Source organism: Gallalistipes aquisgranensis (assembly GCF_014982715.1).
Classification (GTDB): Bacteria; Bacteroidota; Bacteroidia; order Bacteroidales; family Rikenellaceae; genus Gallalistipes; species Gallalistipes aquisgranensis.
On the sequence record NZ_JADCJY010000001.1, the window covers coordinates 1,020,540 to 1,042,188 of the forward strand.

At 52.8% G+C, this 21,649-nt stretch carries 21 protein-coding genes; 15 read left to right on the top strand and 6 right to left on the bottom strand.

Translation table 11 applies throughout. From position 1 onward, the window contains the following. The first annotated feature begins 51 nt into the window (after positions 1-51). On the top strand, positions 52-3,030 hold the full coding sequence (locus INF32_RS03855; protein WP_226387089.1) for an outer membrane beta-barrel protein: 2,979 nt from the start codon (positions 52-54) through the stop codon (positions 3,028-3,030). Positions 3,031-3,123: 93 nt separating this feature from the next. On the opposite strand, the gene INF32_RS03860 is transcribed toward INF32_RS03855, so the two are convergent. After that, a complete protein-coding gene (locus INF32_RS03860) occupies positions 3,124-4,155 on the bottom strand; it encodes a Gfo/Idh/MocA family oxidoreductase (RefSeq protein ID WP_226387090.1) in 1,032 nt (343 codons plus the stop codon). Beyond that, a complete protein-coding gene (locus INF32_RS03865; RefSeq protein ID WP_226387091.1) occupies positions 4,142-5,140 on the bottom strand; it encodes a Gfo/Idh/MocA family protein in 999 nt (332 codons plus the stop codon). Before INF32_RS03865 ends, INF32_RS03860 begins: the two co-directional genes overlap by 14 nt. Before the next feature lie 205 nt (positions 5,141-5,345). On the opposite strand from INF32_RS03865, the gene INF32_RS03870 reads away from it, so the two are divergent. The 14 genes from INF32_RS03870 (at position 5,346) to INF32_RS03935 (ending at position 16,724) form a co-directional block, all read left to right on the top strand. Continuing rightward, entirely contained in the window at positions 5,346-6,305 is a 960-nt protein-coding gene (locus tag INF32_RS03870; protein WP_226387092.1) for a ketopantoate reductase family protein, read from the top strand. A 4-nt stretch (positions 6,306-6,309) separates the two neighbouring features. Continuing rightward, positions 6,310-7,176: a formyltetrahydrofolate deformylase gene (gene purU / locus INF32_RS03875; RefSeq protein WP_226387093.1), complete on the top strand. Its 867-nt coding sequence runs from the start codon at positions 6,310-6,312 to the stop codon at positions 7,174-7,176. A 319-nt stretch (positions 7,177-7,495) separates the two neighbouring features. Then, positions 7,496-7,663, top strand: coding sequence for a hypothetical protein (locus INF32_RS03880; RefSeq protein ID WP_226387094.1), 168 nt, complete (start codon positions 7,496-7,498; stop codon positions 7,661-7,663). Positions 7,664-7,879: 216 nt separating this feature from the next. Further along, complete coding sequence (locus INF32_RS03885; protein ID WP_226387095.1) at positions 7,880-8,266, top strand: hypothetical protein; 387 nt, start codon at positions 7,880-7,882, stop codon at positions 8,264-8,266. Next, positions 8,253-9,470 carry a sodium ion-translocating decarboxylase subunit beta gene (locus INF32_RS03890; protein WP_226387096.1) on the top strand — a complete coding sequence of 406 codons (1,218 nt, stop codon included), beginning with the start codon at positions 8,253-8,255 and terminating at the stop codon, positions 9,468-9,470. The genes INF32_RS03885 and INF32_RS03890 overlap by 14 nt, the downstream gene beginning before the upstream one ends. Positions 9,471-9,481: 11 nt before the next feature. Next, positions 9,482-10,183: a DedA family protein gene (locus INF32_RS03895; RefSeq protein ID WP_226387097.1), complete on the top strand. Its 702-nt coding sequence runs from the start codon at positions 9,482-9,484 to the stop codon at positions 10,181-10,183. Positions 10,184-10,211: 28 nt separating this feature from the next. Beyond that, a complete protein-coding gene (locus INF32_RS03900) occupies positions 10,212-10,592 on the top strand; it encodes a hypothetical protein (protein WP_226387098.1) in 381 nt (126 codons plus the stop codon). Between the two features lie 257 nt (positions 10,593-10,849). Next, the gene (locus INF32_RS03905; RefSeq protein ID WP_226387099.1) at positions 10,850-11,668 is read left to right on the top strand and encodes a MotA/TolQ/ExbB proton channel family protein; all 819 of its coding nucleotides are present in this window, start codon (positions 10,850-10,852) and stop codon (positions 11,666-11,668) included. Between the two features lie 28 nt (positions 11,669-11,696). After that, a complete protein-coding gene (locus tag INF32_RS03910; protein ID WP_226387100.1) occupies positions 11,697-12,311 on the top strand; it encodes an ExbD/TolR family protein in 615 nt (204 codons plus the stop codon). A gap of 19 nt (positions 12,312-12,330) precedes the next feature. After that, on the top strand, positions 12,331-12,996 hold the full coding sequence (locus INF32_RS03915) for an ExbD/TolR family protein (RefSeq protein WP_226387101.1): 666 nt from the start codon (positions 12,331-12,333) through the stop codon (positions 12,994-12,996). Between the two features lie 31 nt (positions 12,997-13,027). Then, a complete protein-coding gene (locus INF32_RS03920; protein WP_226387102.1) occupies positions 13,028-13,861 on the top strand; it encodes an energy transducer TonB in 834 nt (277 codons plus the stop codon). Between the two features lie 7 nt (positions 13,862-13,868). Further along, positions 13,869-14,105, top strand: a complete 237-nt coding sequence (locus INF32_RS03925) for a hypothetical protein (protein ID WP_226387103.1) — start codon at positions 13,869-13,871, stop codon at positions 14,103-14,105. A 17-nt stretch (positions 14,106-14,122) separates the two neighbouring features. After that, positions 14,123-15,064 (top strand): PstS family phosphate ABC transporter substrate-binding protein, encoded by a 942-nt coding sequence (locus INF32_RS03930; RefSeq protein ID WP_226387104.1) that lies wholly within the window; start codon positions 14,123-14,125, stop codon positions 15,062-15,064. A gap of 16 nt (positions 15,065-15,080) precedes the next feature. After that, entirely contained in the window at positions 15,081-16,724 is a 1,644-nt protein-coding gene (locus INF32_RS03935) for a tetratricopeptide repeat protein (RefSeq protein WP_226387105.1), read from the top strand. A gap of 77 nt (positions 16,725-16,801) precedes the next feature. Here INF32_RS03935 and INF32_RS03940 read toward each other — a convergent pair whose 3' ends face one another. From INF32_RS03940 to INF32_RS03955, 4 genes are read right to left on the bottom strand one after another with little or no spacing between them, the layout of a single operon-like run. Beyond that, positions 16,802-17,995, bottom strand: coding sequence for an ABC transporter permease (locus INF32_RS03940; protein ID WP_226387106.1), 1,194 nt, complete (start codon positions 17,993-17,995; stop codon positions 16,802-16,804). A gap of 1 nt (position 17,996) precedes the next feature. Continuing rightward, positions 17,997-19,175 carry an ABC transporter permease gene (locus tag INF32_RS03945; protein ID WP_226387107.1) on the bottom strand — a complete coding sequence of 393 codons (1,179 nt, stop codon included), beginning with the start codon at positions 19,173-19,175 and terminating at the stop codon, positions 17,997-17,999. A gap of 15 nt (positions 19,176-19,190) precedes the next feature. Beyond that, positions 19,191-20,180, bottom strand: coding sequence for an HlyD family secretion protein (locus INF32_RS03950; protein WP_226387108.1), 990 nt, complete (start codon positions 20,178-20,180; stop codon positions 19,191-19,193). 34 nt (positions 20,181-20,214) lie between these two features. Continuing rightward, positions 20,215-21,645 (bottom strand): TolC family protein, encoded by a 1,431-nt coding sequence (locus INF32_RS03955; protein ID WP_226387109.1) that lies wholly within the window; start codon positions 21,643-21,645, stop codon positions 20,215-20,217. Positions 21,646-21,649: the final 4 nt, after the last annotated feature.

Genomic DNA, 21,649 nt, shown 5'->3' on the forward strand with positions numbered 1-21,649 from the left:
GAAATTCGTTATCTTTGACCACGATTATTCGAAAAACATACCCGAAAAAACATGATGTATCGCTTTCCGCTCGTTTTTATATGCTGTCTGCTGTGGATACAATCTGCAACATCCCAAACTTCGACAAGAACCGCATCGCCCACGGGAACGCTGACCGCCACACTGGTGGATGCTTCCGAAAACGGCGAGGGAATCGCCGGCGCCGTTGTGGAGTTGGCACCGGTGAAGGACACGACGAAAAAGAAATACAACACCTCCGGTTATCAGGGCCGCATTTCGATAGCCGGTCTCGCTTATGGGACATACCGGATGAAAATATCCTTTCTCGGGTACAAGAATATCGAACGTCAGGTGACTATCGGAGCTGCACGGGTCAATCTCGGCAGGCTCCAGATGAAGCAGTCGTCTCAGAAAATAGATGCCGTTGTATTGGAGGTTCAGGCCCTGCGCACTTCCCAGAAAGGAGATACTGTCAGCTACAATGCCAATGCCTTCAAAGTGACCAAAGATGCCGATGCGGAAGGACTGCTCGCCAAAATGCCCGGTGTGACCATCGTGGACGGCGAAGTGGAAGCCCAAGGGGAAACCGTACAGAAAATATTCGTCGACGGCAAGGAATTTTTCGGCAATGATGTCTCGTCGGCACTGAAGAACCTGCCGGCTGAAATCGTCTCCAAAGTGGAGGTATTCAACAAGCTGAGCGACCAGGCACAGTTCACAGGAATCGACGACGGGGAGGGCTATAAGGCGATCAATATCGTGACCGATCCCAAGAAAAGAAACGGAGTGTTCGGGAAACTGTATGCCGGCTACGGGTTCGATGACAAATACATAGCCGGAGGAAATGTGAACATGTTCCGGGGCGACCATCGCCTTTCGCTGATCGGCCTGTTCAACAATGTCAATCAGCAGAATTTTTCAACGGAGGATATTCTCGGCGTGACCGGCGGAAGTTCCGGCCGGGGCGGTATGCAATCACGCGGAGGCGGTCGGATGAGGAGAGGCGGCAGCGCACGCAATTTCATGGTGAGGCCCCAGTCCGGCATATCGACCGTGGCTTCGGTCGGGCTCAATTACAGCGGCACCTGGTGGAAAAAGGTAGACGTTCAGGGCAGCTATTTCTTCAATACGACGAAAAACGAGAATGAAAAGACGACGCAACGCCAATATTACAGCCAGACGGATACGGTACGGTGGTACAATGGCAGCGAAAGCTCCTCTTCCCGGAATTTCAACCATCGGTTCAACGCCAAGATAGAGTATAAGATCAATGAAAACCAGGAACTCATGATCCGGCCGAGCCTCAGTTTCCAGAGTTACAGCACCAACAGCAGTTCCGATTCCCGGATGGACAATTATGTCGGGACCGAAAGTGCGTTGCTGAACCTTCTCAAGGAACTGAAGGATTCCAAATCTTCCGGATACAATATCTCGAACACCCTGCTCTATCGCACCAAACTGGGTAAACCGGGGCGTACGCTGACGCTCGATTTTTCGTTCCGGCTCAACCGGAATCAGCGGGACAACAACAGCGATTCGGAGCTCGACACGCTGGTCTACGCCCCGAACAGTCTGTTGCCGATCGATACGGTGACCTCCCCCACCCGTCTCTATACGGACTATCTCTCTTCGGGGTACCGGCTGAACGGAAGCGTGATTTACACGGAGCCGCTTACCGAAAAATCCCAATTGAGCTTCCAGTACCGCATTTCGTACAATTATTCGGATGCCGACAAAAAGGTGTATCCGTACGATTTTCAGACAGAAATGTTCGAACCGGTCATTGATCCTGTTCTCTCCAACGTATACAACAGCGGCTATCTCACCCACCGTATCGGTCCCGGATACCGTTTGGGCGACAAAAAGAACATGCTGGCGGTGAATGTCTATTACCAGCGGGCTACGCTGACCGGAGACCAGGAGTATCCGTTCGTGAGCAAACTCTCGGCCGGATTCGACAATGCCGTGTATTTCGCCATGTGGAACCATACGTTCAATCCGACGAATACGCTCCGCGTCTTCCTGCGTTCCTATACCGACAATCCCTCGGTTACCAATCTTCAGAATGTGGTGGATAACACCAATCCGCAATTCGTCACGGGCGGAAATCCCAATCTGAAGCCTACCTACACGCACAACCTGTTCATGAACTACAACAAGTCGAGCGTGACGAAAGGCCGGACTTTCATGCTGATGATGGGTGCTTCGCTGGAGAATAATTTCATCGGGGATTCGACCGCATTCTACGGACGCGAGGGCGGAGAGATCAACGGTGTGAGGATCGACCCATACGGCCAGTTCACCAAGCCGGTCAACCTCGACGGAAGCTGGAACGTTCGGGGGGCCGTCAGTTACGGTTTCCCTCTGAAATGGATCAAAAGCAACTTGAACCTGAACGCTTCGATGACTTATAACGAATCGCCCAGCATCATGGACGGCGTAAAGAATATTTCGTCGGGTTATTACTATAATTATGGAGCCGTGCTGGGGAGCAATATCAGCGAAAAGATAGATTTCACTTTCGGATATAACGGAGGATACAACATCGCCCGCAACTCGATCCAGCGGCAAGGCAATAAGGACAACCGGTATCTGACCCATTCGGCCCGGGGGCGTATCAAATGGGTGGCGTGGCTTGGATTCACTCTCTCCGGCGATGCCAATTACATGCGCTATAAAGGAATTACGGATCAGTTCAACGAAGAATATCTGATCTGCAACGTCTATCTCGGCAAAAAACTGTTCAGAAATCAGCGAGGGGAGATCAATGTAGGTGTAAACGATCTGCTCAATCAGAACAAAAGTTTCGCGCGGAACATACAGGAGACCTATATCGAAAACGTAACAAACAAAGTCCTTGGCCGTTATTGGGGATTTCAATTTACTTATAACCTGCGTAATTTCGGCTCGAAATCGAAGGGAGGGGCACCGGATGCCCTGCCTTCGGAATCCGGTCCCGGCGGACACAGGGGATTCGGTCCCGGGCCGGGCGGCCCTCCTCCCGGAGGATTCGGCAGACGGCCGTTCTGATTAAACGAAAAGACTCTGCTGGATGCAGAGTCTTTTCGTTTCAAGATGTTTTTATCCCCTCGTAGTGCAACCGTGATGGTATCAAGGTTGCGGTCAGAACCGCACTGTACGACCCGTTTCGCTGCTTTCGAAGCAGGCTTCCAGCAGACGGACCAAGTCGGTCATCTGGCTGTGGGATACTTCGGGAGCGTCGCCGCCGCGGAGGGTCCTGTAAATTCCGTCATAATACAGACGGTAATCCCCGGCCAGGGTCGGATAACGTGTACGTCCTGCGTCCGTATTGAGTATCCCCCATTGCGATTCGGGAACACTCCCCCAGCCTTCGCCTCCGGGCAGGGCTCCGGCTTTCAGTTCTTCCTCCTGGGGGTCGATGCCGTACACCATATATGAACCGGCCGTGCCGTGCAGGGTGAATCGGGGGCCTTGTTCACGCATCAGATATCCGGCCCTAAGGGTCACTTTCAGCCGGGGATAAAGCAATACGATATGGAAATAGTCGTCGACGCATCCCCCGTCGCGCAGAATATCGACCGTCGCCCACAATCCCTCCGGCATGCCGAACAGCACGAGTGCCTGGTCCAGACTGTGCGATCCGAGATTGTAGGTCATGCCCACACGGCGGTCGACCCGCTCTTTCCAAGTTCCTTCCACCACAAAATTACGATAACGCTGGAAATCGGATTCGAATTCGACGATCCTGCCCAGGCGGCCGGAGTCCCTGATCTGCTTTACCGTACGGAAATCGCCGTCAAAACGACGGTTTTGGTAGACGGTCAGCAGACGGTTGCGTTTCCGGGCCAATGCAGTCAGCTCTTCGGCTTCTTTCACGGTAAAAACGAACGGCTTTTCGACCACGACATGTTTATCGGAAAGCAGGGCCATCCTGCAATAGTCATAGTGCGTGACATCCGGCGTATTGACGACGACCAGTTCCACCTCCCGGATCGAGATCAACTCTTCGAACGAAGCCGGGCGAACCACATCGGGATAGCGTTGGCGGACGAGGTCCTTCGAACGCTCTCCGATCGCCACCAGATCGAAACCCGGGTGGAGGTCCAGAAAGGGTGCATGGAATACCTGGCCGGAAAGGCCGAAAGAAGCGACTGCTGTTTTAATAGGTTTCATTCGTGTGCAGGATTTGATCGATGATTCGGGTCGTTTCGACTGCCTCAAGCGTCCATGCCGGATCGTAACGGTTTTCGAGTATGGCTTCGTTGATATGCGCGATATGGGGCATCTGTACGTGTTCTTCGTGAGGGATCACAATCGTGTCAGTCCCGATCTCGACAGCCACTTCGATCCGATCCATGTCGAAAACGGAAAAACGGATCGTCCCTTTCGTGCCGAAAATCTCTACCCGGTCCCGGTGTTCCTGAGGGCCCGCCGCAAAATTCCAAAGACAGGTCGCTGTCACGCCGCTTTCGAAAGAGAAGATAGCCGCGACATAGTCTTCCGCATCGTAAAGTCCTGCCCGGTTCTGGGCGACGGACCGGATTCCGGTGATCTTACCGAACAGATACTGCAATATGTTTATCTGGTGTGATCCCATGTCCTGCAGATAGCCGCCGCCCGACACATCCCTGTGTAGCCGCCACGGCAAATGCCCCCGGTCGAGGTCTTCGGGCCGGGGAGGTACGATGAATTCGAGACAAATGCCCGACAGCGAACCGACAGTTCCGAGTTCCAGTAACTCCGCCACTTTCCGGAAATAGGGCATCGAGCGACGGTAATAGGCTACGTGAAGCTGTACCCCGGTCTTCTCGGATACTTCCAGCATCCGCCTGCATTCGTCGTAATCCAAGCCCATCGGTTTCTCGACATAAACCGGTTTCCCAGCCAGCATGGATTCAATGGCATATTCGCAATGGTTCCGCGGCGGCGTGGCGACATAAATCGCCGTCACATCGGGATCGGCGATCAGCACACTCGCGTCATCATAGAATTTCGGGACATGATGACGCCTCGCATAATCGGCCGCCCGCTCACGGTCACGCCGCATCACCGCCTTGAGCCGGGAGCCGGGCAGTTTGTAGAATGCCGGACCGCTCTTCTTTTCCGTCACGTCTCCGCAACCGATAATTCCCCAGGAAACCTCTTTTTTCTTTTCCATCGGCCTGCTAAAAATGATTCGATCAACAAATATAACATTATTTTTCCGGATTCAAAGCCTTTTCGAAAGGAAGGGGCACACACCCCGAATTTGGCTCCATTTTGCACAAACGGAGCTGAATCTGTTAAATTCCTGCAAATGGTTGCCTCCCGGTTCCCGTCGTAAAAATTATTCGTTATTTTTGCCCCGTATATTTTTCAGACAGATGAAGACGAAAATAGCGATCGTGGGCACGGGAGGTGTCGGGGGATTTCTGGGGGGACTGCTTGCAGCCTATTACGAAAAGCACGAAGAGATTGACATTTATTTCATTTCGCGGGGCGAGGCGCTGCACCGCATTCGAGAGCGGGGACTCAGGGTGGATGCCCAGACGGGCACTTTCATCGCCCGGCCGGCGGCCGCTACAAACCGGGCGGAGGAGATCGGTCCGGTTGATTATGTCATCTATTGCACCAAAGCCTATGATGTGGAGGGCGGAATTCGCCAGATACTGCCCTGTATCGGACCGGAAACGGTCATACTGCCTTTCCTGAACGGAGTGGACAGTGTGGAGAAAATCCGTCGCATGCTGCCCGGAAACGAAGTGTGGTACGGTTGCGTTTATGTCGTGGCGTACATTCTGGAGCCCGGGCACATCGTCGAGCATACCAACGGTTACCGCTACCTGTTCGGTTCCCCGGAGGGCGATCCCGAAAAAATAGAATGTTTGGGAAACCTGTTTGCGAATGCCGGCATTCAGGCCCATCCGATGCCCGACATCGTCCGTCGCGTATGGGATAAATTCGCCTATATATCGACGGTGGCTACCGTCACTTCCTATACGGACCGGACTTACGGCGAAGTACTGTCCGATCCGGACCGTAAAGCCCTGCTGGACACCCTGCTGTCTGAATTCCAGGAAGTGGCCGCTGCCAGGGGACAAGAACTCTCCGAAAACATAGCCGATGCCGTGATTGCGCAGATGTCCCGGATACCCGGCGATACGACTACGTCCATGCAGAGGGATTTCCGGGCTGGGAAAAGCACCGAACTGGAATCTCTCACCGGTTATGTCGTCCGGGAGGGGGAACGCCTGGGTGTTCCGACACCCGTATACAGCGGCATGTATGGAGAATTGTGGAAGCGAACCGTGCATTCCGCCGGTCATAATTTAGCGACAGAGTAACATCATGGAACGAACGAATCCGACAGCCGTCCTGCTGATGCACTGCCCCGACCGGCAGGGCATTCTGGCGATAGCGACCCGCTTTATCAACGAGAACGGAGGCAACATCATCTATCTCGACCAGCATGTGGACCGGGACGAACAGGTCTTTTTCATGCGGATCGAATGGCAGCTGGAAAACTTTAGGATACCCAAGGAGGATATCGAAGAGGTGTTCAACCGTCTGTTCGCCCGCCGTTACGGTGTGACGCTCAACGTCTATTTCAGCGACCGAATTCCCCGCATGGCCATTTTCGTGTCCAAAATGTCGCATTGTCTGTACGATCTGCTGGCCCGTTACACGGCAGGAGAATGGCAGGTAGAGCTGCCTCTGATCGTCAGCAACCATCCCGATCTCCGGAGCGTGGCGGAACGTTTCGATATCCCTTTCCATCATATTCCGATCACGAAGGACAATAAAGCCGAACAAGAACAAAAAACATTCAAACTACTGTCTGAAAACAGGATAGATTTTGTCGTGCTGGCTCGTTACATGCAAATACTCTCGGAAGATTTCATCAACCGCTATCCGCATAACATCATCAATATCCACCACTCTTTCCTGCCTGCTTTCGTGGGTGCCCGTCCCTATCACGCCGCCCACGAACGAGGCGTAAAACTGATCGGAGCGACCAGTCATTACGTAACGACCGAACTGGATGCGGGACCGATCATCGAGCAGAATATCGTACGTATCTCCCACCGCGATTCGGTGGCCAGTCTCATTCACAAAGGACAGGACCTGGAAAAGATCGTACTTTCGCAGGCAGTGGAAAAGCATATCGAACGTAAAATTCTGACCTATAAAAATAAAACGGTTATATTTACGTAACACTATCCCGGAAGAGCGTATCCGGATTAAAAAGTTTTTTCAAAAACGCGGGCAATTTGTATATTTATAAAAATTGTTCTAAGTTTGTACAGAGTTTAAGAGTATGAAAACACCGACGCTCATATTTCTATCGTTTCTGGCTCTCCTCTTTTCGGGATTTCTGACTCCCGAGACGAAAGCCGAGGTGTCGGTATCTTCGAAAACTCAATTCTTGTCGGAAAATTTTTCGGTAGCCCGGCCCACAGATTTCCTGGCCGTGGAAACGGTTGAATCCGTAACGCCACCCCTCATGCGGGTTTTGCGCAAACCCGGAGAAAGAGTGCAGAAACCGGGGTGCGAAATATCCGACGGATATACGGAGTTCCATTTTGCTTCGATCAACTGCTGCCGTCCGAAAGCACCCATCTCTTTTTCGATGCTCGGCGATCAGATCGCCGTCCTGTCCCATGACGCCGACTATCTCCGGTTCGGCATATTGGTGATTTAGCCCGCTCTTCTTCTTTTCGCGGCCGGAATCGACCGGACGTGGGTGTAGTATGCTTTTCCCAAAAGTGGATATAGGCAGGGACGCCGTGTAACCATATCCGGGAAGTTGTTGCGGCATGTGATTCCGGGATAATTCCTGTTTCACAAAGTGGAAAAAAGTTTTCCATGTAACTGCACCTCCAGAATTTTTCCGATTTCTTTTTTGATGAAGTTCATTATGAATCTGATACATATATGCAAAGAAACCCTGATGATGATGGGTTTCACCTTTGCAGTAGGCATTGCCTTCGCCTATCTGCTCAAACTGATGATTCTGTTGTTCTCCTGTTTCGGAAAAAACGGGATGACCGTATGGATGAAGAAAAGCAGGGTATGGGGACGAGCCTATCGCATGGGAGTCGAACACATATACCGGGAGGCCCGGTATATTACCTTGCCGGACGAGAGTCGTACTCCGGCCGCATCGCTTATGTTAGGAACTTATGCGGGCAAAACCCGCACAATCGACGGACTGGCGGAATATCATTTCGGCGATCCTGAAGAATCTGCCCTGCAGGACAAGGAGATGAAACGGCTTTATGAGTTCCACTATGGAAAAATTTGATTTGAATAATATTTTTCAGGGGATTTCCACCCTGTTGCAGTCCGATCCGGCCATCATGTACGCCCGTATCGGGTTGATATTGCTCGGTATACTGTTGGTCTACCTGGGGCGCAAAGGCGTTCTCGAACCGTTGGTCATGATTCCCATGGGGTTGGGAATGGCCGCCGTGAACGCCGGAGTGCTGATTTTCCCTGGCGGAATACACGGTAATCTGTTTCTTGATCCGATGGTGACGGATACCGATCAGTTGATGAACATCCTGCAAATCGACTTCCTGCAGCCGGTCTATACGTTTACATTCAGTAACGGACTGATTGCCTGTCTGATATTCATGGGAATCGGTACGATGCTCGACATAAACTTCTTGTTGGCCAAGCCCCTGCAGAGCATGTTTCTGGCGCTTTGCGCCGAACTGGGGACATTCGCCGTCGTACCGATCGCTTTCGCTATGGGGCTTAGCCCCAATGACAGCGCCTCGATCGCCATGGTGGGCGGAGCGGACGGTCCGATGGTGCTGTTCACGTCGCTCAATCTCTCCAAAGAGATATTCGTACCGATCACGGTCGTAGCCTATCTGTATCTCGGCCTTACGTACGGGGGATATCCGTATCTGGTACGGGCGATGGTTCCCAAGCGCTTTCGGGCCATCAAAATGAAACCGGCGAAAAAGGCTCCCAAACAGTACAGTGCCGCGACCAAGATATCGTTCGCTGTCGTCATGTGCGTGGTCCTTTGTCTGCTTTTTCCCGTGGCGGCCCCCCTGTTCTTTTCGCTTTTCATCGGAGTGGTTATCAAGGAGTCGGGGTTGAAGCACGTATGCGACTTTATCAGCGGCCCCATGCTGTACGGCTCGACGTTCTTTCTGGGGATTTTGCTGGGAATCCTGTGCGATGCGCACACGCTGCTCGATCCTACGGTGCTGAAACTGCTCGTATTGGGTATACTGGCTCTGCTGATTTCGGGAATAGGCGGCATACTCGGCGGCTACGCGATGTATTTCATAAAGCGGGGCAATTTCAATCCCGTCATAGGCATCGCTGCCGTGAGTTGTGTCCCGACAACAGCCAAAGTAGCTCAGAAGATCGTCAGCAAGGACAATCCTTCTTCGATGGTGCTGCCCGATGCGCTGGGCGCCAATATTACGGGAGTCATCACCTCCGCGATCATCGCAGGCATTTACGTAACGGTTTTCCCTCTGTTGTAAAAAATTGAGCCATGGAATTTCTCTGGGACTTCATCCTGCATATCGACCAGTACATGATCGACATCGTGCGCGATTATCACGCATGGACCTATGCCATTCTGTTCGCCGTCATCTTTTGCGAAACGGGACTGGTCGTAACACCGTTTCTTCCCGGAGATTCGTTGCTTTTTGTTGCCGGGGCGGTCTCGGCATTGCCCGGGATGCCCGTAAACGTGCACTTTCTGGCCTTGTTGCTGTTCGCTGCGGCCGTAGCCGGGGATTCCTGCAACTACATGATCGGGCACTTTTTCGGACGCAAATTGTTCGGCAACCCCGATTCTAGGATTTTCAAACAGCGTTATCTCGACAAAACGCATGATTTTTACCGGAAATACGGAGGTAAAACCATTATCCTCGCCCGGTTCGTGCCTGTAATCCGCACCTTCGCCCCTTTCGTGGCCGGAATGGGAAAGATGCATTATGCCTACTTCATGTCGTACAATGTGATCGGAGGTGCCGCGTGGATCGCGTTGTTCTGTTACGCAGGGTACTTGTTCGGCGATCTGCCGTTCGTACAGGAGAACCTAAAAATGCTGATCGTTGCGATCGTTTTCATTTCGATTCTGCCGGCTGTCGTCGAAATCGTACGGGAGAAGCTGAAATTGAGGAAAGAGGTTCGGCCTGCCGTAAACGGAACGGAGGAGGCAAAAGATAAATACCACGACAGGAAATAGCATTTCTGTATCACCACAACCGGATTATATGAAAAGGGCTGTTCTTTCGGGTATATGGGTGCTTGCGATAATGGTCGTTGTCGCAGCGGGACACTCCGTCCCCCGACATCATACGGACGGTTATCAAAAGACGTCGGTCATGTTGTCCGAAAAGGATGACATCCAAACTATTTCCAATGCCCGTATCATTCACAACGACGACGGCGAACTGGCATCTGCCAGCTGTCTGCGTATCGCCGATCATCGGGATAACAGCACCACATCGAAGAATGCTGCGGCCGATCCGTTTGTCCTGACGGAATTTTTCAGACAGCATCGGTTCCTGAGCGAAATGATCCGGTGCTGTATTTCCATGCACGATCGGCACACACCTTCCCGCCTTCATCTGTATTCACGTCTAAACATTTGACCGAAACGGCATTCCGTTTCCGGCCGGACCCGTTTTCCCGACAATCTCGTCATTTTCTGCCGGGTACGTTTTCGAACGTACTGTCAGATCGTTCCGTAACTGTTCCGTCTCAGTATGGCGAGGCAGCGTGCGACATACATGCAGGGACAAATATGTCCGTGCAGGATAAATGTGTATGGGAAACGGTACGGAAGCGGACCGTGTTAGAAAATATCCTGACCCGATTTCACTTTTAACCTTCAAAAACAAACTTTATTATGAAAACGATCAAATCTGAGAAAGTAGCCGCAACGGCTCAACCCAAACACCGTAAAGGTATCTCTGCGGCACTCGTCATCGCCGTATGCGCCGTCGTCGCCTTCGTATTCTTCTACTACGTTTGCGGGAATCCCTCAAACTTCGATGCCAAAGGGCATCCGATCGACAACAACATATTCGGGACTCTTTATCAGGGCGGTTTCGTGATTCCGATCGTGATGACACTTCTTTTGACCGTGCTTTCGCTCGGCGTCGAACGGATCATCGCTTTGAGCAAAGCGAACGGAAAAGGTAAAATCGTCAATTTCGTCGCCCAGGCCAAATCGCTCCTCCAGAACGGTGATTTGGACGCAACTGAAGAACTCTGCGACAAACAGCGGGGATCGGTCGCCAATATTCTCAAGGCCGCACTGGTCCGTTACCGTGACGTGGAGAACCGGAGCGATCTTACCAGCGACGAAAAGGCCGGCATCGTGGAGAAGGAAGTGGCCGATGCCACGGCCCTCGAACTTCCCTACATGCAGCAGAACCTGAACGTCATTGCTACGATCTCTTCACTGGGTACACTCTTCGGACTGTTGGGAACGGTACTCGGCATGATTCGTTCTTTCGGGGCAATGGCCAATGAAGGAGCCCCTGACTCGATCGCTCTTTCCCTTGGTATTTCGGAGGCCCTGATGAATACGGCCATGGGAATCATGACGGGAGCGCTCGCCATCATCGTTTATAACTATTTCTCCTCGAAAGTCGAAAACATCACGAATGCCGTGGACGAAGTGGGATTTGCCATCGGTCAGACATTCAAGGAGAAGAAATAGGAACCCGCAATCCTAATAATCAAATTATATGGCAAAGGTAAAACCCGGCAAGAAAGATACGTTCATCGACATGACCGCGATGAGCGACGTCACCGTGCTCTTGCTTACTTTTTTCATGTTGACGGCCAATTTCATTCCGCTCGAACCCGTGCAGGTAGTCACTCCGGCATCCGTGATAGAGACCAAGGTGCCCGATTACAACTATGTGACGATATTGGTCGATCCGCAGGGCGAAATTTTCCTGAATCTGGACCGTCCCTCGGATAAGACGGAAACGCTGGAAAAAATGGGAGAACTTTTCAATATCGAATTTTCGGAGCGGGAGAAGGCTAATTTTGCCGAACCCACCACGTTCGCCAGCGTTCCCATGGGTGCGATGAAGCAGTATCTGCAATTGGACATGGACGGACAGAAAGAGTTTATGAAACAGTTCGGGGGCATTCCGGCCGACAGTGCGAACAATCAGTTGGCCATGTGGCTGAAAACGGCGAAGAGCGTGAACAAGGATCTGACGATCTCCGTCAAGGCTGACGAGACTACGCCCTACCCCCTGATCAGAAACGTGACGTCCACGCTTCAGGATATCAAGGAAAACCGTTTCAGTCTGGTGACGCAACTGCGCGGTATGCCGGAAGGACTTTAACAATCAAATCGAATGCATTATGGCTGAAATTAATACGGACACAGGCGGTACCAAGAAGGGGAAACCGAAGAAAATCCGGCTGAGGGTGGATTTTACGCCGATGGTCGATATGAACATGCTGCTGCTGACATTTTTCATGTTCTGCACCTCCCTGTCCAGGCCCCAGGTCATGGAATTGGTGCTGCCGACCAAGGAGGATCAGGTGCTGACTGAAGAGGAGAAGAACAAAGTGAAAGATTCCAAGGCCATTACACTGATTCTCGGCAAGGACGACAAGGTATATTACTATTTCGGCAAGATAGACGAAGCCAAATATGCCGATTACACCTCCCTGCACGAGACGGACTATTCTCCGAACGGAATACGTGCCATTCTGTTGGAACGCAATGCCGATGCCGTACGGCGGATCACCGATCTCAAACGGAAGAAACTCGCGCAGGAGATTAGCGAAGAGGAGTTCAAGAGCGAATCCGCCCGAATCAAGAGCAATCCCGACGGGCAGGTGGTCGTCATCAAACCGACGGACGATTCCTCGTACCGCAACATGGTGGATGTCCTGGATGAAATGCAGATATGCAGCATCGGCAAATACGCGCTGGTGGAGATGACCGACGGCGACCACTATCTGCTCCGGAATTATCTGACGCAGGGCGGTTATGCCGCCACAGGTGAACTTCCCCAATAACAATCCGTCTCATTTCCAATGAAAGAAGATCATGAATGATGTAAAACTGAACTCCCCCGAATGGATCGAACTGATTTTCGAGGGAAAGAACAAAGAGTACGGAGCCTACTATCTGCGCAACACTTCGGCCAGAAGGTATATCGCCGGCATACTGGCCGTTCTGGTATTCGTAATCATCGTGTCGCTTTTGCCGGCACTGATCGAAAAGGTGAAGTCGTCTGTCGACAGGAACCTGGGCAATATCAGTACGACGGTGGAGCTGACGAATATCAAGAGTATCGAAGAGCAGGTCCAGGAAGAGAACATCATCCGGGAAACGGAGCCTGTCGCACCGCCCCCCGTTCTGAAGTCCACGATAAAGTTCACCCCGCCGGTCATTACCGAAGACGAAAATGTCAGGGACGACGAGCAGATGATCTCGCAGGAAGAGCTCAATGAAAGCAAGGTGCAGATCTCGATCGCCACTGTGGAAGGGGTCGACGATCCCGATGCGGTGGACATAGCCGAGCTCAAGGAACACAAGGTCATCGTAGCCGCGAAGGAGGAGGAAGTGTTCGTAAGCGTGGAACAGATGCCGCAGTTCCCCGGAGGGGAGAGGGCCCTGCTCGAATATCTGGGAAAAAGTATCCGCTATCCCGTTGCGGCCATGGAAAACGGAGTCGAAGGGAAAGTCATTCTCCGGTTCGTGGTCAACACGGACGGGACGATCGGCGATATCACCGTCCTGCAGGGGGCGGACAGTTCGTTGAATGAAGAGGCGGTCCGGGTCGTTTCCGAAATGCCGCAATGGAGTCCCGGACGCCAGAACGGACGGCCTGTGAGAGTGTATTACACGGTCCCGGTTCATTTCAAAATCAATTATTGACAGAATCATGTTCACGAACCGAAAAATACCGTTCCGTACGGTCTGGGGAGTACTGATGACCTTCGTGTATCTGGGGCTCGCTTACGCTACCGTATTTACGCCCTTGCTGATCCGCTACAATGCGTACAACGATCCCCGGCATGACGACAACGTGATGCTTCGCACGATTCTGGGTATCGTCTTTTTCGTCTATGCCGTCGTACGGGGATACAATGTCTGGCAAAAAACGAACAGAAAGGATTGACAACTATGGACCGGAAGATGAAAATGATTCTGTGTTGCCTGTGCGTGATTCTGATCGGCGGCGGTTGCCGCCAGAAAAGAATAACCCGGACAGACACGACTACCAGTGGGATCGCGGCCATCGTGAGCGACGATTGTTTCGGCAACATCACGCAGGAGGAGATAGACGTATTCGAGGCATTGAACTTCGATGCTTCCATCCTTCCCCTGTATACGGACGAGGCCCGTGCCGTGAAGTTGCTGATAGAAGACAGCATTCGTTTTGCCATTCTGGCCCGAGACCTGACCGAACACGAGAAAGAGATCATTCACGCCGGAAACAGAGAGTTGGTACCCCGTTCCCAAAAGATCGCCATAGATGGTATCGCACTGATTGTAAACCGGAACAATCCGCTGTCGCGTATGAGTGTCGTTTCGCTGCGGAAGGTCATGACGGGCGACGCGAAAAACTGGAACGACCTCGACCCTTCATTGCCTCACCGGCGTATCGCGGTCGTATTCGACAGTCCGAATTCCAGCATGGCCCGGTTCGTCCGGGATTCCGTTTGCGGGGGAATACCTCTGTCCGGGGATATCCGTGCCCTTGAGGATAACCGGGCAGTATTGGACTATGTTTCCGCGCACTCCGATGCGTTGGGTGTGCTGGGGGTAAACTGGATCAGTAATCCGAACGATTCGACGCAGGTAACGTTCAACCGGACGATCAAGGTGTTGTCCGTCAGCCGCACCCATCCGGCATCGGCCGACAACAGCTACCTGCCGGTACCGGCCTACCTGTATCTTAGGTACTATCCGCTGACCCGTGACGTGTATGCCGTACTCACTGATCTGAAAGGCACGCTCCCGGCCGGTTTCACCCATTTCATCGCCGGAGACCGAGGACAACGGATCATTCTCAAGTCGGGTCTCGTTCCTGCCACGCGTCCCGTACGGACCGTAGAGATAAAAGAGACTTTCTAAATTTAAAATTCGAACCATGAAAAGAATTCTTTTTATTGTAATCGCTCTCTTTTCTGTGCTGCACATCGCGGCACAGGATATGGGGGCGGATTATTTTGCCGTCGGAGAGTTCGATGCGGCCCGCAAAATCTTCGAAAGCCGAAACGACAATCCGGCCGAGACGAACTACTATCTCGGGGAGATCGCACGCTTGCAGGGCGATCCTGCCGGTGCGAAAAACTATTATGCGAGAGGGAAAGCCGCAGACCCTCAGTATCCGCTGAACGAAATCGGACTGTTACGGCTATCGTTTTCCTGCGACAAGGAGGCAGCTGCCGATGCGTTGAACGACCTTGTCAAAGCCAAACAGAACAAGAAAAACCCGCTCGTTCTCACCGTTGCGGCAACCGTGTTTTACGATAATGGAATGCCGTCCGAAGGCGATGAGATGCTGGAACGGGCCGAGACGGCTGACAGGAATTCCGTTTTGCCCCACATGGTGCGCGGGGACCGTTTCTTTCGGGAAAACGATCCGGGGGCTGCTGCCGGACAGTACGAGCAGGCCCTGATGAAAAATCCGGATTATCCGGTTACGTATATCCGGATTGCGCAGATATACATGCGGAACAATCCCGAAATCGCCATCGAAAGGCTGAAAGAGCTGGAAACCAGGCATCCGGATTATCCGCTGACGCAAAAGTATCTCGCAAAAAGCTACTTCCGGACCGGGCAGTACAAACAGGCCATTGCGTTGTATGAGAAAATGTTCACCGTACCCGGACAGGAAACCGATCTGGATGCAGTCACCGGTTATGCCGCCTCCCTTTTTTTCACAGAGGCGTACGACCGGGCGGCCGCACTGATACAACAAGGGCTGTCGATCTCTCCGGACGATTTCGTTCTGAACCGGTTGCGTATGTACTGCGACCTGGCGCAGAAAAAGTATTCCGACGGATTGAGCGCCGCCAGCCGGTTCTTCGCTCTTCCCCGGGGGGACAACGAATATATAGCACGGGATTACATCACATACGGAGACCTGTTGTTCAATAGCGGCCGTCCGGACGAGGCCGTTCTCCAATATGACATGGCCCTCAAACTGCCTGGCGTCGCACCCGAGACGATCCGTCAGATCGCGGAAAATCTTTTCCGAAAAGCTCCCGGAAAAGCGGCCGGATATTATCGCAAATACATTGATGCCATAGGGGAAGCTGCTCAGGCTACCGATTATTACACATTGGGGCAGACTCTTTACCGGGAAGCGGTCGCTCTTTCGCAAGACACGGTAAGTAACGATGCGCCGGAGCGCCTCACCCAATGTCTCAATCAGGCGGACAGCGCCTTTACGGTAGTCTGCGATCGCATCCCCGAAAGCCATCTGGGTCCTGTCTTCCGTGCCCGCGTGAATTCTCTCCGTGATCCGGAAGCTACGGCCGGTCTGGCCAAGCCCTTCTACGAAACCGTTCTCAAGATTATACTCGGCAAAGAAAACCCGACGAAAAACCGGCGGGAACTGGTCGAAGCCTATCGTTATCTGGGTTATTACCATTACGTGCAGTACGAAGCGGAAAAGCGGCCGGAAGAGAAGACCCTGGCTGTGGATTATTGCCATAAAATACTGGAACTCGATCCGGCCAACGATGTTGCGACGCAATTGCTCGCTGCATTGGATGAACAATCGTAGTCAATTCCTGTATTTCAAAAAGAGAGGCGGCAGAACGATTTCGTTCTGCCGCCTCTCTTTTTTACAGTAAACCGGAATCACTCTTTTTCGGTCTTGTCCATTACTTTGCGGATACCGATACAGGCCAGTATCAGATATATTCCGGCCAGTATCCAGAGCGTGCCGTATTGAGCCATTACGTCGGAGAGGGAAGCCCCCATCGTCTGTATCCGCAGGAATCCCTCTACGCCGCTGCTGCTGGGAAAAATCTTTCCGAACTCATACAGCCAGTGGGGAATAGTCTCTTTCGGCACGGAGGCACCGCTTATCATCAGCATCGGAATCGAGCTCCACAGCATGAACAACAGGGAATTTTCCCGATAACGAAACAGGGTGGAGATCGCTATTCCCAGGAAAATGCAGGCCAGCATATAGGGAACGAGAAAGCCGACGATATTCAGGAACGTACCGTTCATCGGATAGTGGAACCATCGGTAATGGACCACCAGAATGTAGGAAAGCGTGACAGCATAGATCGACAGGTAAGCCACTGTCTTGCCCAGCACTACGGGCAGTGTCGAAAGCCGCCTCTCGCCCGGTATGCACAGTCTTTTGTAGACTCCGAACTCCCTCCAAGTTCCCCCGATCATTCCGATACCGATCAGCAGCGTCTGCTGGATGATAATGATGATGATGGCGGGCATGACGAATGAACCGTACCCCCCGTAGGGATTGAACAGGTTCGTAACTCCGTAGGCAACGGGATTTATCGTGGCTTCCGCCTGCGGAATGGTTGCGCCGGAGGCGAGTAGCCGGACGAATTCCACCTCGCCCCCTACTCCGGTTACCCCGCTCACCACATCGGCGAAAACCTGCCGGTACATCAGAAAATAACTGGCGTCGACATAAACCCCGACGATGGCTTTTTCGCCCCGCATCAATTTCTTTTCGTAATCGTGCGGAATATAGACGATTCCATGTACCTTGCGATCGAAGAAGAGGCGTTTGGCCTCCTCCATGGACGGAGGCGTGTAGGAGACGAAGATATTGGGCTCGGCATCGAACGTTTCGATCAGTTTACGGCTCGAAGAGGTCTGGCTGTGGTCGATCACCGCTACGGGAATGTTGCGGACCACCTGGTTCTTGTAGGCCAGTGCATATACTGTGGTGTAGATGAGTATGGCGAAAATCAGGATCAGCATGACTCCCGCGTCGTGGAAAATATGGCTGTACTCGGTGCGCAGCACCGAACGGAATTCCTTCCATTTTACGCCGAATCGTTGTGTCTTCATCTTACATCCTCCTCCAATAGGTTTCGTTCGTCGCGATCTTTTTCAGCCGGGGCAGGCAAAGCAGCGGCAGCAGAATGAAAACGACGGTCATCCAACCCAGGTCGTGTATGGAATATATGACCGGGGCTCCCCGCATGGCCTGGTCAATGAATACATCCGTATAGAACGTGAATGGGAATATGCGGCTGAACGCGACGACATACCAGTCCATTGCCATCAACGGAAAAGTAAGTCCGGAGAAGGTGAAGGCCAGCACCGAATAGCCTCCCGCTATCGAAAGCGACAACCGCAGGTTGCTCAGTACGGAAATGATCAGCACACCGATCGACTGGTAGGAGAGCACGAAAAGAAATCCGGCTAGAATCAACAATGCCGCACTGCCGTTCAGGGGCACTCCCACCCATTTGTACATGATCGTATTCATCAGCAGGCTCATCAGAAACATGGCCCCCGTATAGGGGATCATTTTCCCGATCAGGGCCGGCCATATCTCCCCGCCGGCCGCAGCCATCCATTCTCCTGCCGTCGCGTTTTTCAATTCCGATCCGATGGCGAAGACCGTCAGCAGGATCGTGAAAATCAGAAGCATCATGGGCATGAAACTGGGCATAAGGAAATATCCGTAATTCACCCACGGGTTGAAAAGCAGGTGACGGTCGAAATAGATCGGCATGGCCTGGTTGTACGCCTGTTTTTCGGAAAGCCCTTTTTTCATCAGCGTCTGAATCTGTATTCCCGTAGAAAAGGTCGTGACCGTGGTTTGCAGGTCTTTTCCCAGGAATCCGTTGACAGCGATATTGGTACCGTTCACATAGGCTCCCACCCGGATAGGCGAATTGCTGTATATATCCTTTTCGAAGTTCCTCGGAATATAGACGATCGCCTCTATTTTCCCTTCACGCATCATGCGCTCGCCCTGTTCCATGTCCTGTATGTCGTAAGAGACCATGGCGGCCGGCGTGGCGTCGATCATCGAAGCCAGTTGTCGTGAGAGAGGCGAATGATCTTCGTCGAGTACGGCAATGGGCATATCTCTCGGAGTGCCTTCGCCGAAAACCGCCGCGAAAAAGAGGAACGATATGACGGGCAGTATGATCATGAGCGTGGGATAGATCGGATACTTCCGTATCCGCCCCCACTCACGCCGTAGCACACGCCCTGTCTTTCTGAAGAATCCCATATTCTTCCTCCGTTCCTATTTCAGTTCGTCCCAGTTCACGATCGCGCTCATGCCCGGACGCAGATCGGGTTCCTGTTTCCCTGCGGGACGTGCCTTCACGTTGAAAGTCCGAATGTCGAAACCGCCCCTCGTGCGGGTAGCCGACCATGTGGCAAAGTCGGCCTGCGGTGCGATGTAGTAAACTTCCAACTCCACGTCTTTGGCCAATGCGGGAATGTCGGCCCGGAATTTCGTTCCCATTTTGATCTTGGGCAACAGGGTCTCCTTTACGTTGAACGACACCCATTTGTCGCTCATGTCGAGAATCGTGACGACGGGGTACCCGCTGCCGACCAACTCCCCCGCTTCGGCGATGACGGTCGAGACCTCCCCGTCTACGGGCGAATAGACGCAGGCGTCCGAGACATAGCTTTCCACTTCGGATACGGCTCCGGCAGCTTGGGCGACAAGTGCGGCTGCGGCAGCCTTGTCTTCCTTGCGCGTACCGGCTACGGCCATGTCGTACTGCGATTTCGCAGCGGCGGCCGTCGCCTTCATGGCGTTCAGATTCGCCAGTGCTTCGTCGTGTTTCTGAGCCGGCACTACCCCCTCCTTATACAGATTGTCGATCCGGTCGAACGTTTTCTGTGCCAACGCCACGCCTGCCTCGGCCTTCTGCCACAGGCTCTGGGCCGCCTCTATCTGCTGAATCCTGGCACCTGCCAATGCCATCTTATCCTGGGCCTGCGCTGCACTTTCGGCCGCTTTGGCCTGGCGCAACTTGGCCTCCACTTCGGGAATGCTCAGCGTATAGAGCAATTCGCCTTTCCGCACTTTCTGCCCCTCTTTTACCAACATCCTGTCGATTCGCCCCGCCAGCTTCGAAGATGCCTTATAGCTGGTCACGTCCGTCTCTCCCTGCAGCAGCACGGGTGCGGGTTTGACGACGACCCAGCTGATCAGTGCCACGAGGGTGGCAACGGCAAGAATGGCCCCGATCAATCCGATCACATTACTCTTCTTCATACGTGTAGTTTTTTATTTATAGTTTTCCAACTTTTTATTCTTCGAACCGTATCTGTACGGCAGTCGGCCGTTTTCCGTAGTCTGCGAACTGTTCGCTCGCTCCGGCCGCTTCCAGCAGACGGGCCAGCATCAGGTCGTAGTAATAGGCAGCCTGAATCCGCTCCGTTTTGATTTTGGCAAGGTTCAACTGGGCGTCGATCACGTCGGCCGAAGAAGCCATCCCTTCTTTGAATGCCGCATTCTGAATCCGCAGATACTCCTGCGCGAATTTCAGGGAAGCCTCGATGGAAGGCATCTGATCGTGATAGGTGCGCATTTCATTGTAAAGTTTTTCTATCAGTACCGAGATTTCATTGCCGGCTTTGGTCTGCAGAGCCTCCACCTGCCGGACGGTATTTTTGGCCGCGCTGAATTTGTATTCACGATTCAGCCCGTCGAATATTTTCAGTTGAATCCCCGCGCCTACGGCCCATGTGGGAAGATATTTCGAGAACTGATAATTATAGAAGAAAGTCCCTCCGCCCAAGGCGATCTGCGGCAAAAATTCCGAGCGTTGCAGCCGGACGTTCTCTTTAGCCAGATCCCTCTTCAAAGCCACCTGGTTGAGCAACGGGTTGTTCTTGGCAGCCAAATCCTTGAAATAAGCCACATCTTCTATTTCTTCCAGTATGAACATCGGCGATACCGGGACAAACTCCTGTTCTTCGTTCAGCGTGTTGCTCAACGCAGTAGTCACCGTCCGTGCCTGCAACCGGGACTGGAGCAACTCGCGTTCCGCCTCGGCCATTTTCACCTCCGCATACAACCGGTCCCCTTGCGAAATGATTCCGTTCTTTTCCAGTGCGATGGCGTCATTCAGATGAACCCTCACTCCATCCACTACCTGCTGCCGGACGGCTACGACCTGGTTGGCGAGGGCCAGTCCGTAATAATATTCGGCCAGCTGCGAAACCAGCGCATTGCGGCTTTGCGCACCTTTTTCCCGGGTAGTTCGCTCGTTGATCTTCGCCGCATTGTTCGCCGCATTGATCTTGCCTCCCGTATAGAGCGGCATGGTCACGCTGCCCCCCACGAATGCAGTATTACGGTCCTGAATCGTCATACCCCAGTTTTGTCCCAGCAGCGCCCCCGCCTGTTGCAGGATTTCGGGCGGCAGAATACCTGTACCGCCCATACCTTCCATCAATCCCTTGACCGGTTCCTTCAGACCGTTCAGATCGATGCCGATATCCTTGCCCAGATGCGCATAGGTTCCCGTTACACCGATCTGTGGCAACCGAAGTCCGAACGCAGCTTTCCGCTCCTGTTCCGCGGCCTTTTCCTCATACTGCAAAGCGCTAATTTCAGGGTTGTTGGTCATCGTCCTGACAAGCGCATCGTCGAATGAGAGCATCTTTTTACCCTCCTGGGCCCCTGCTCCGAGAACCGCACCGGCGAGTGCCGTCAGCAGAATCATTTTTTTCATACGG

Bases quoted from the DNA above. Each gene is read 5' to 3' on its own strand.
- INF32_RS03945 (WP_226387107.1), bottom strand. From the start codon at position 19,175: ATGGGATTCTTCAGAAAGACAGGGCGTGTGCTACGGCGTGAGTGGGGG.
- INF32_RS03915 (WP_226387101.1), top strand. From the start codon at position 12,331: ATGGCTGAAATTAATACGGACACAGGCGGTACCAAGAAGGGGAAACCG.
- INF32_RS03855 (WP_226387089.1), top strand. From the start codon at position 52: ATGATGTATCGCTTTCCGCTCGTTTTTATATGCTGTCTGCTGTGGATA.
- INF32_RS03940 (WP_226387106.1), bottom strand. From the start codon at position 17,995: ATGAAGACACAACGATTCGGCGTAAAATGGAAGGAATTCCGTTCGGTG.
- INF32_RS03950 (WP_226387108.1), bottom strand. From the start codon at position 20,180: ATGAAGAAGAGTAATGTGATCGGATTGATCGGGGCCATTCTTGCCGTT.
- INF32_RS03895 (WP_226387097.1), top strand. From the start codon at position 9,482: ATGGAATTTCTCTGGGACTTCATCCTGCATATCGACCAGTACATGATC.
- INF32_RS03890 (WP_226387096.1), top strand. From the start codon at position 8,253: ATGGAAAAATTTGATTTGAATAATATTTTTCAGGGGATTTCCACCCTG.
- INF32_RS03920 (WP_226387102.1), top strand. From the start codon at position 13,028: ATGAATGATGTAAAACTGAACTCCCCCGAATGGATCGAACTGATTTTC.
- INF32_RS03910 (WP_226387100.1), top strand. From the start codon at position 11,697: ATGGCAAAGGTAAAACCCGGCAAGAAAGATACGTTCATCGACATGACC.
- INF32_RS03860 (WP_226387090.1), bottom strand. From the start codon at position 4,155: ATGAAACCTATTAAAACAGCAGTCGCTTCTTTCGGCCTTTCCGGCCAG.
- INF32_RS03930 (WP_226387104.1), top strand. From the start codon at position 14,123: ATGAAAATGATTCTGTGTTGCCTGTGCGTGATTCTGATCGGCGGCGGT.
- INF32_RS03925 (WP_226387103.1), top strand. From the start codon at position 13,869: ATGTTCACGAACCGAAAAATACCGTTCCGTACGGTCTGGGGAGTACTG.
- INF32_RS03870 (WP_226387092.1), top strand. From the start codon at position 5,346: ATGAAGACGAAAATAGCGATCGTGGGCACGGGAGGTGTCGGGGGATTT.
- INF32_RS03905 (WP_226387099.1), top strand. From the start codon at position 10,850: ATGAAAACGATCAAATCTGAGAAAGTAGCCGCAACGGCTCAACCCAAA.
- INF32_RS03935 (WP_226387105.1), top strand. From the start codon at position 15,081: ATGAAAAGAATTCTTTTTATTGTAATCGCTCTCTTTTCTGTGCTGCAC.
- INF32_RS03885 (WP_226387095.1), top strand. From the start codon at position 7,880: ATGAATCTGATACATATATGCAAAGAAACCCTGATGATGATGGGTTTC.
- INF32_RS03865 (WP_226387091.1), bottom strand. From the start codon at position 5,140: ATGGAAAAGAAAAAAGAGGTTTCCTGGGGAATTATCGGTTGCGGAGAC.
- INF32_RS03955 (WP_226387109.1), bottom strand. From the start codon at position 21,645: ATGAAAAAAATGATTCTGCTGACGGCACTCGCCGGTGCGGTTCTCGGA.
- purU (WP_226387093.1), top strand. From the start codon at position 6,310: ATGGAACGAACGAATCCGACAGCCGTCCTGCTGATGCACTGCCCCGAC.
- INF32_RS03900 (WP_226387098.1), top strand. From the start codon at position 10,212: ATGAAAAGGGCTGTTCTTTCGGGTATATGGGTGCTTGCGATAATGGTC.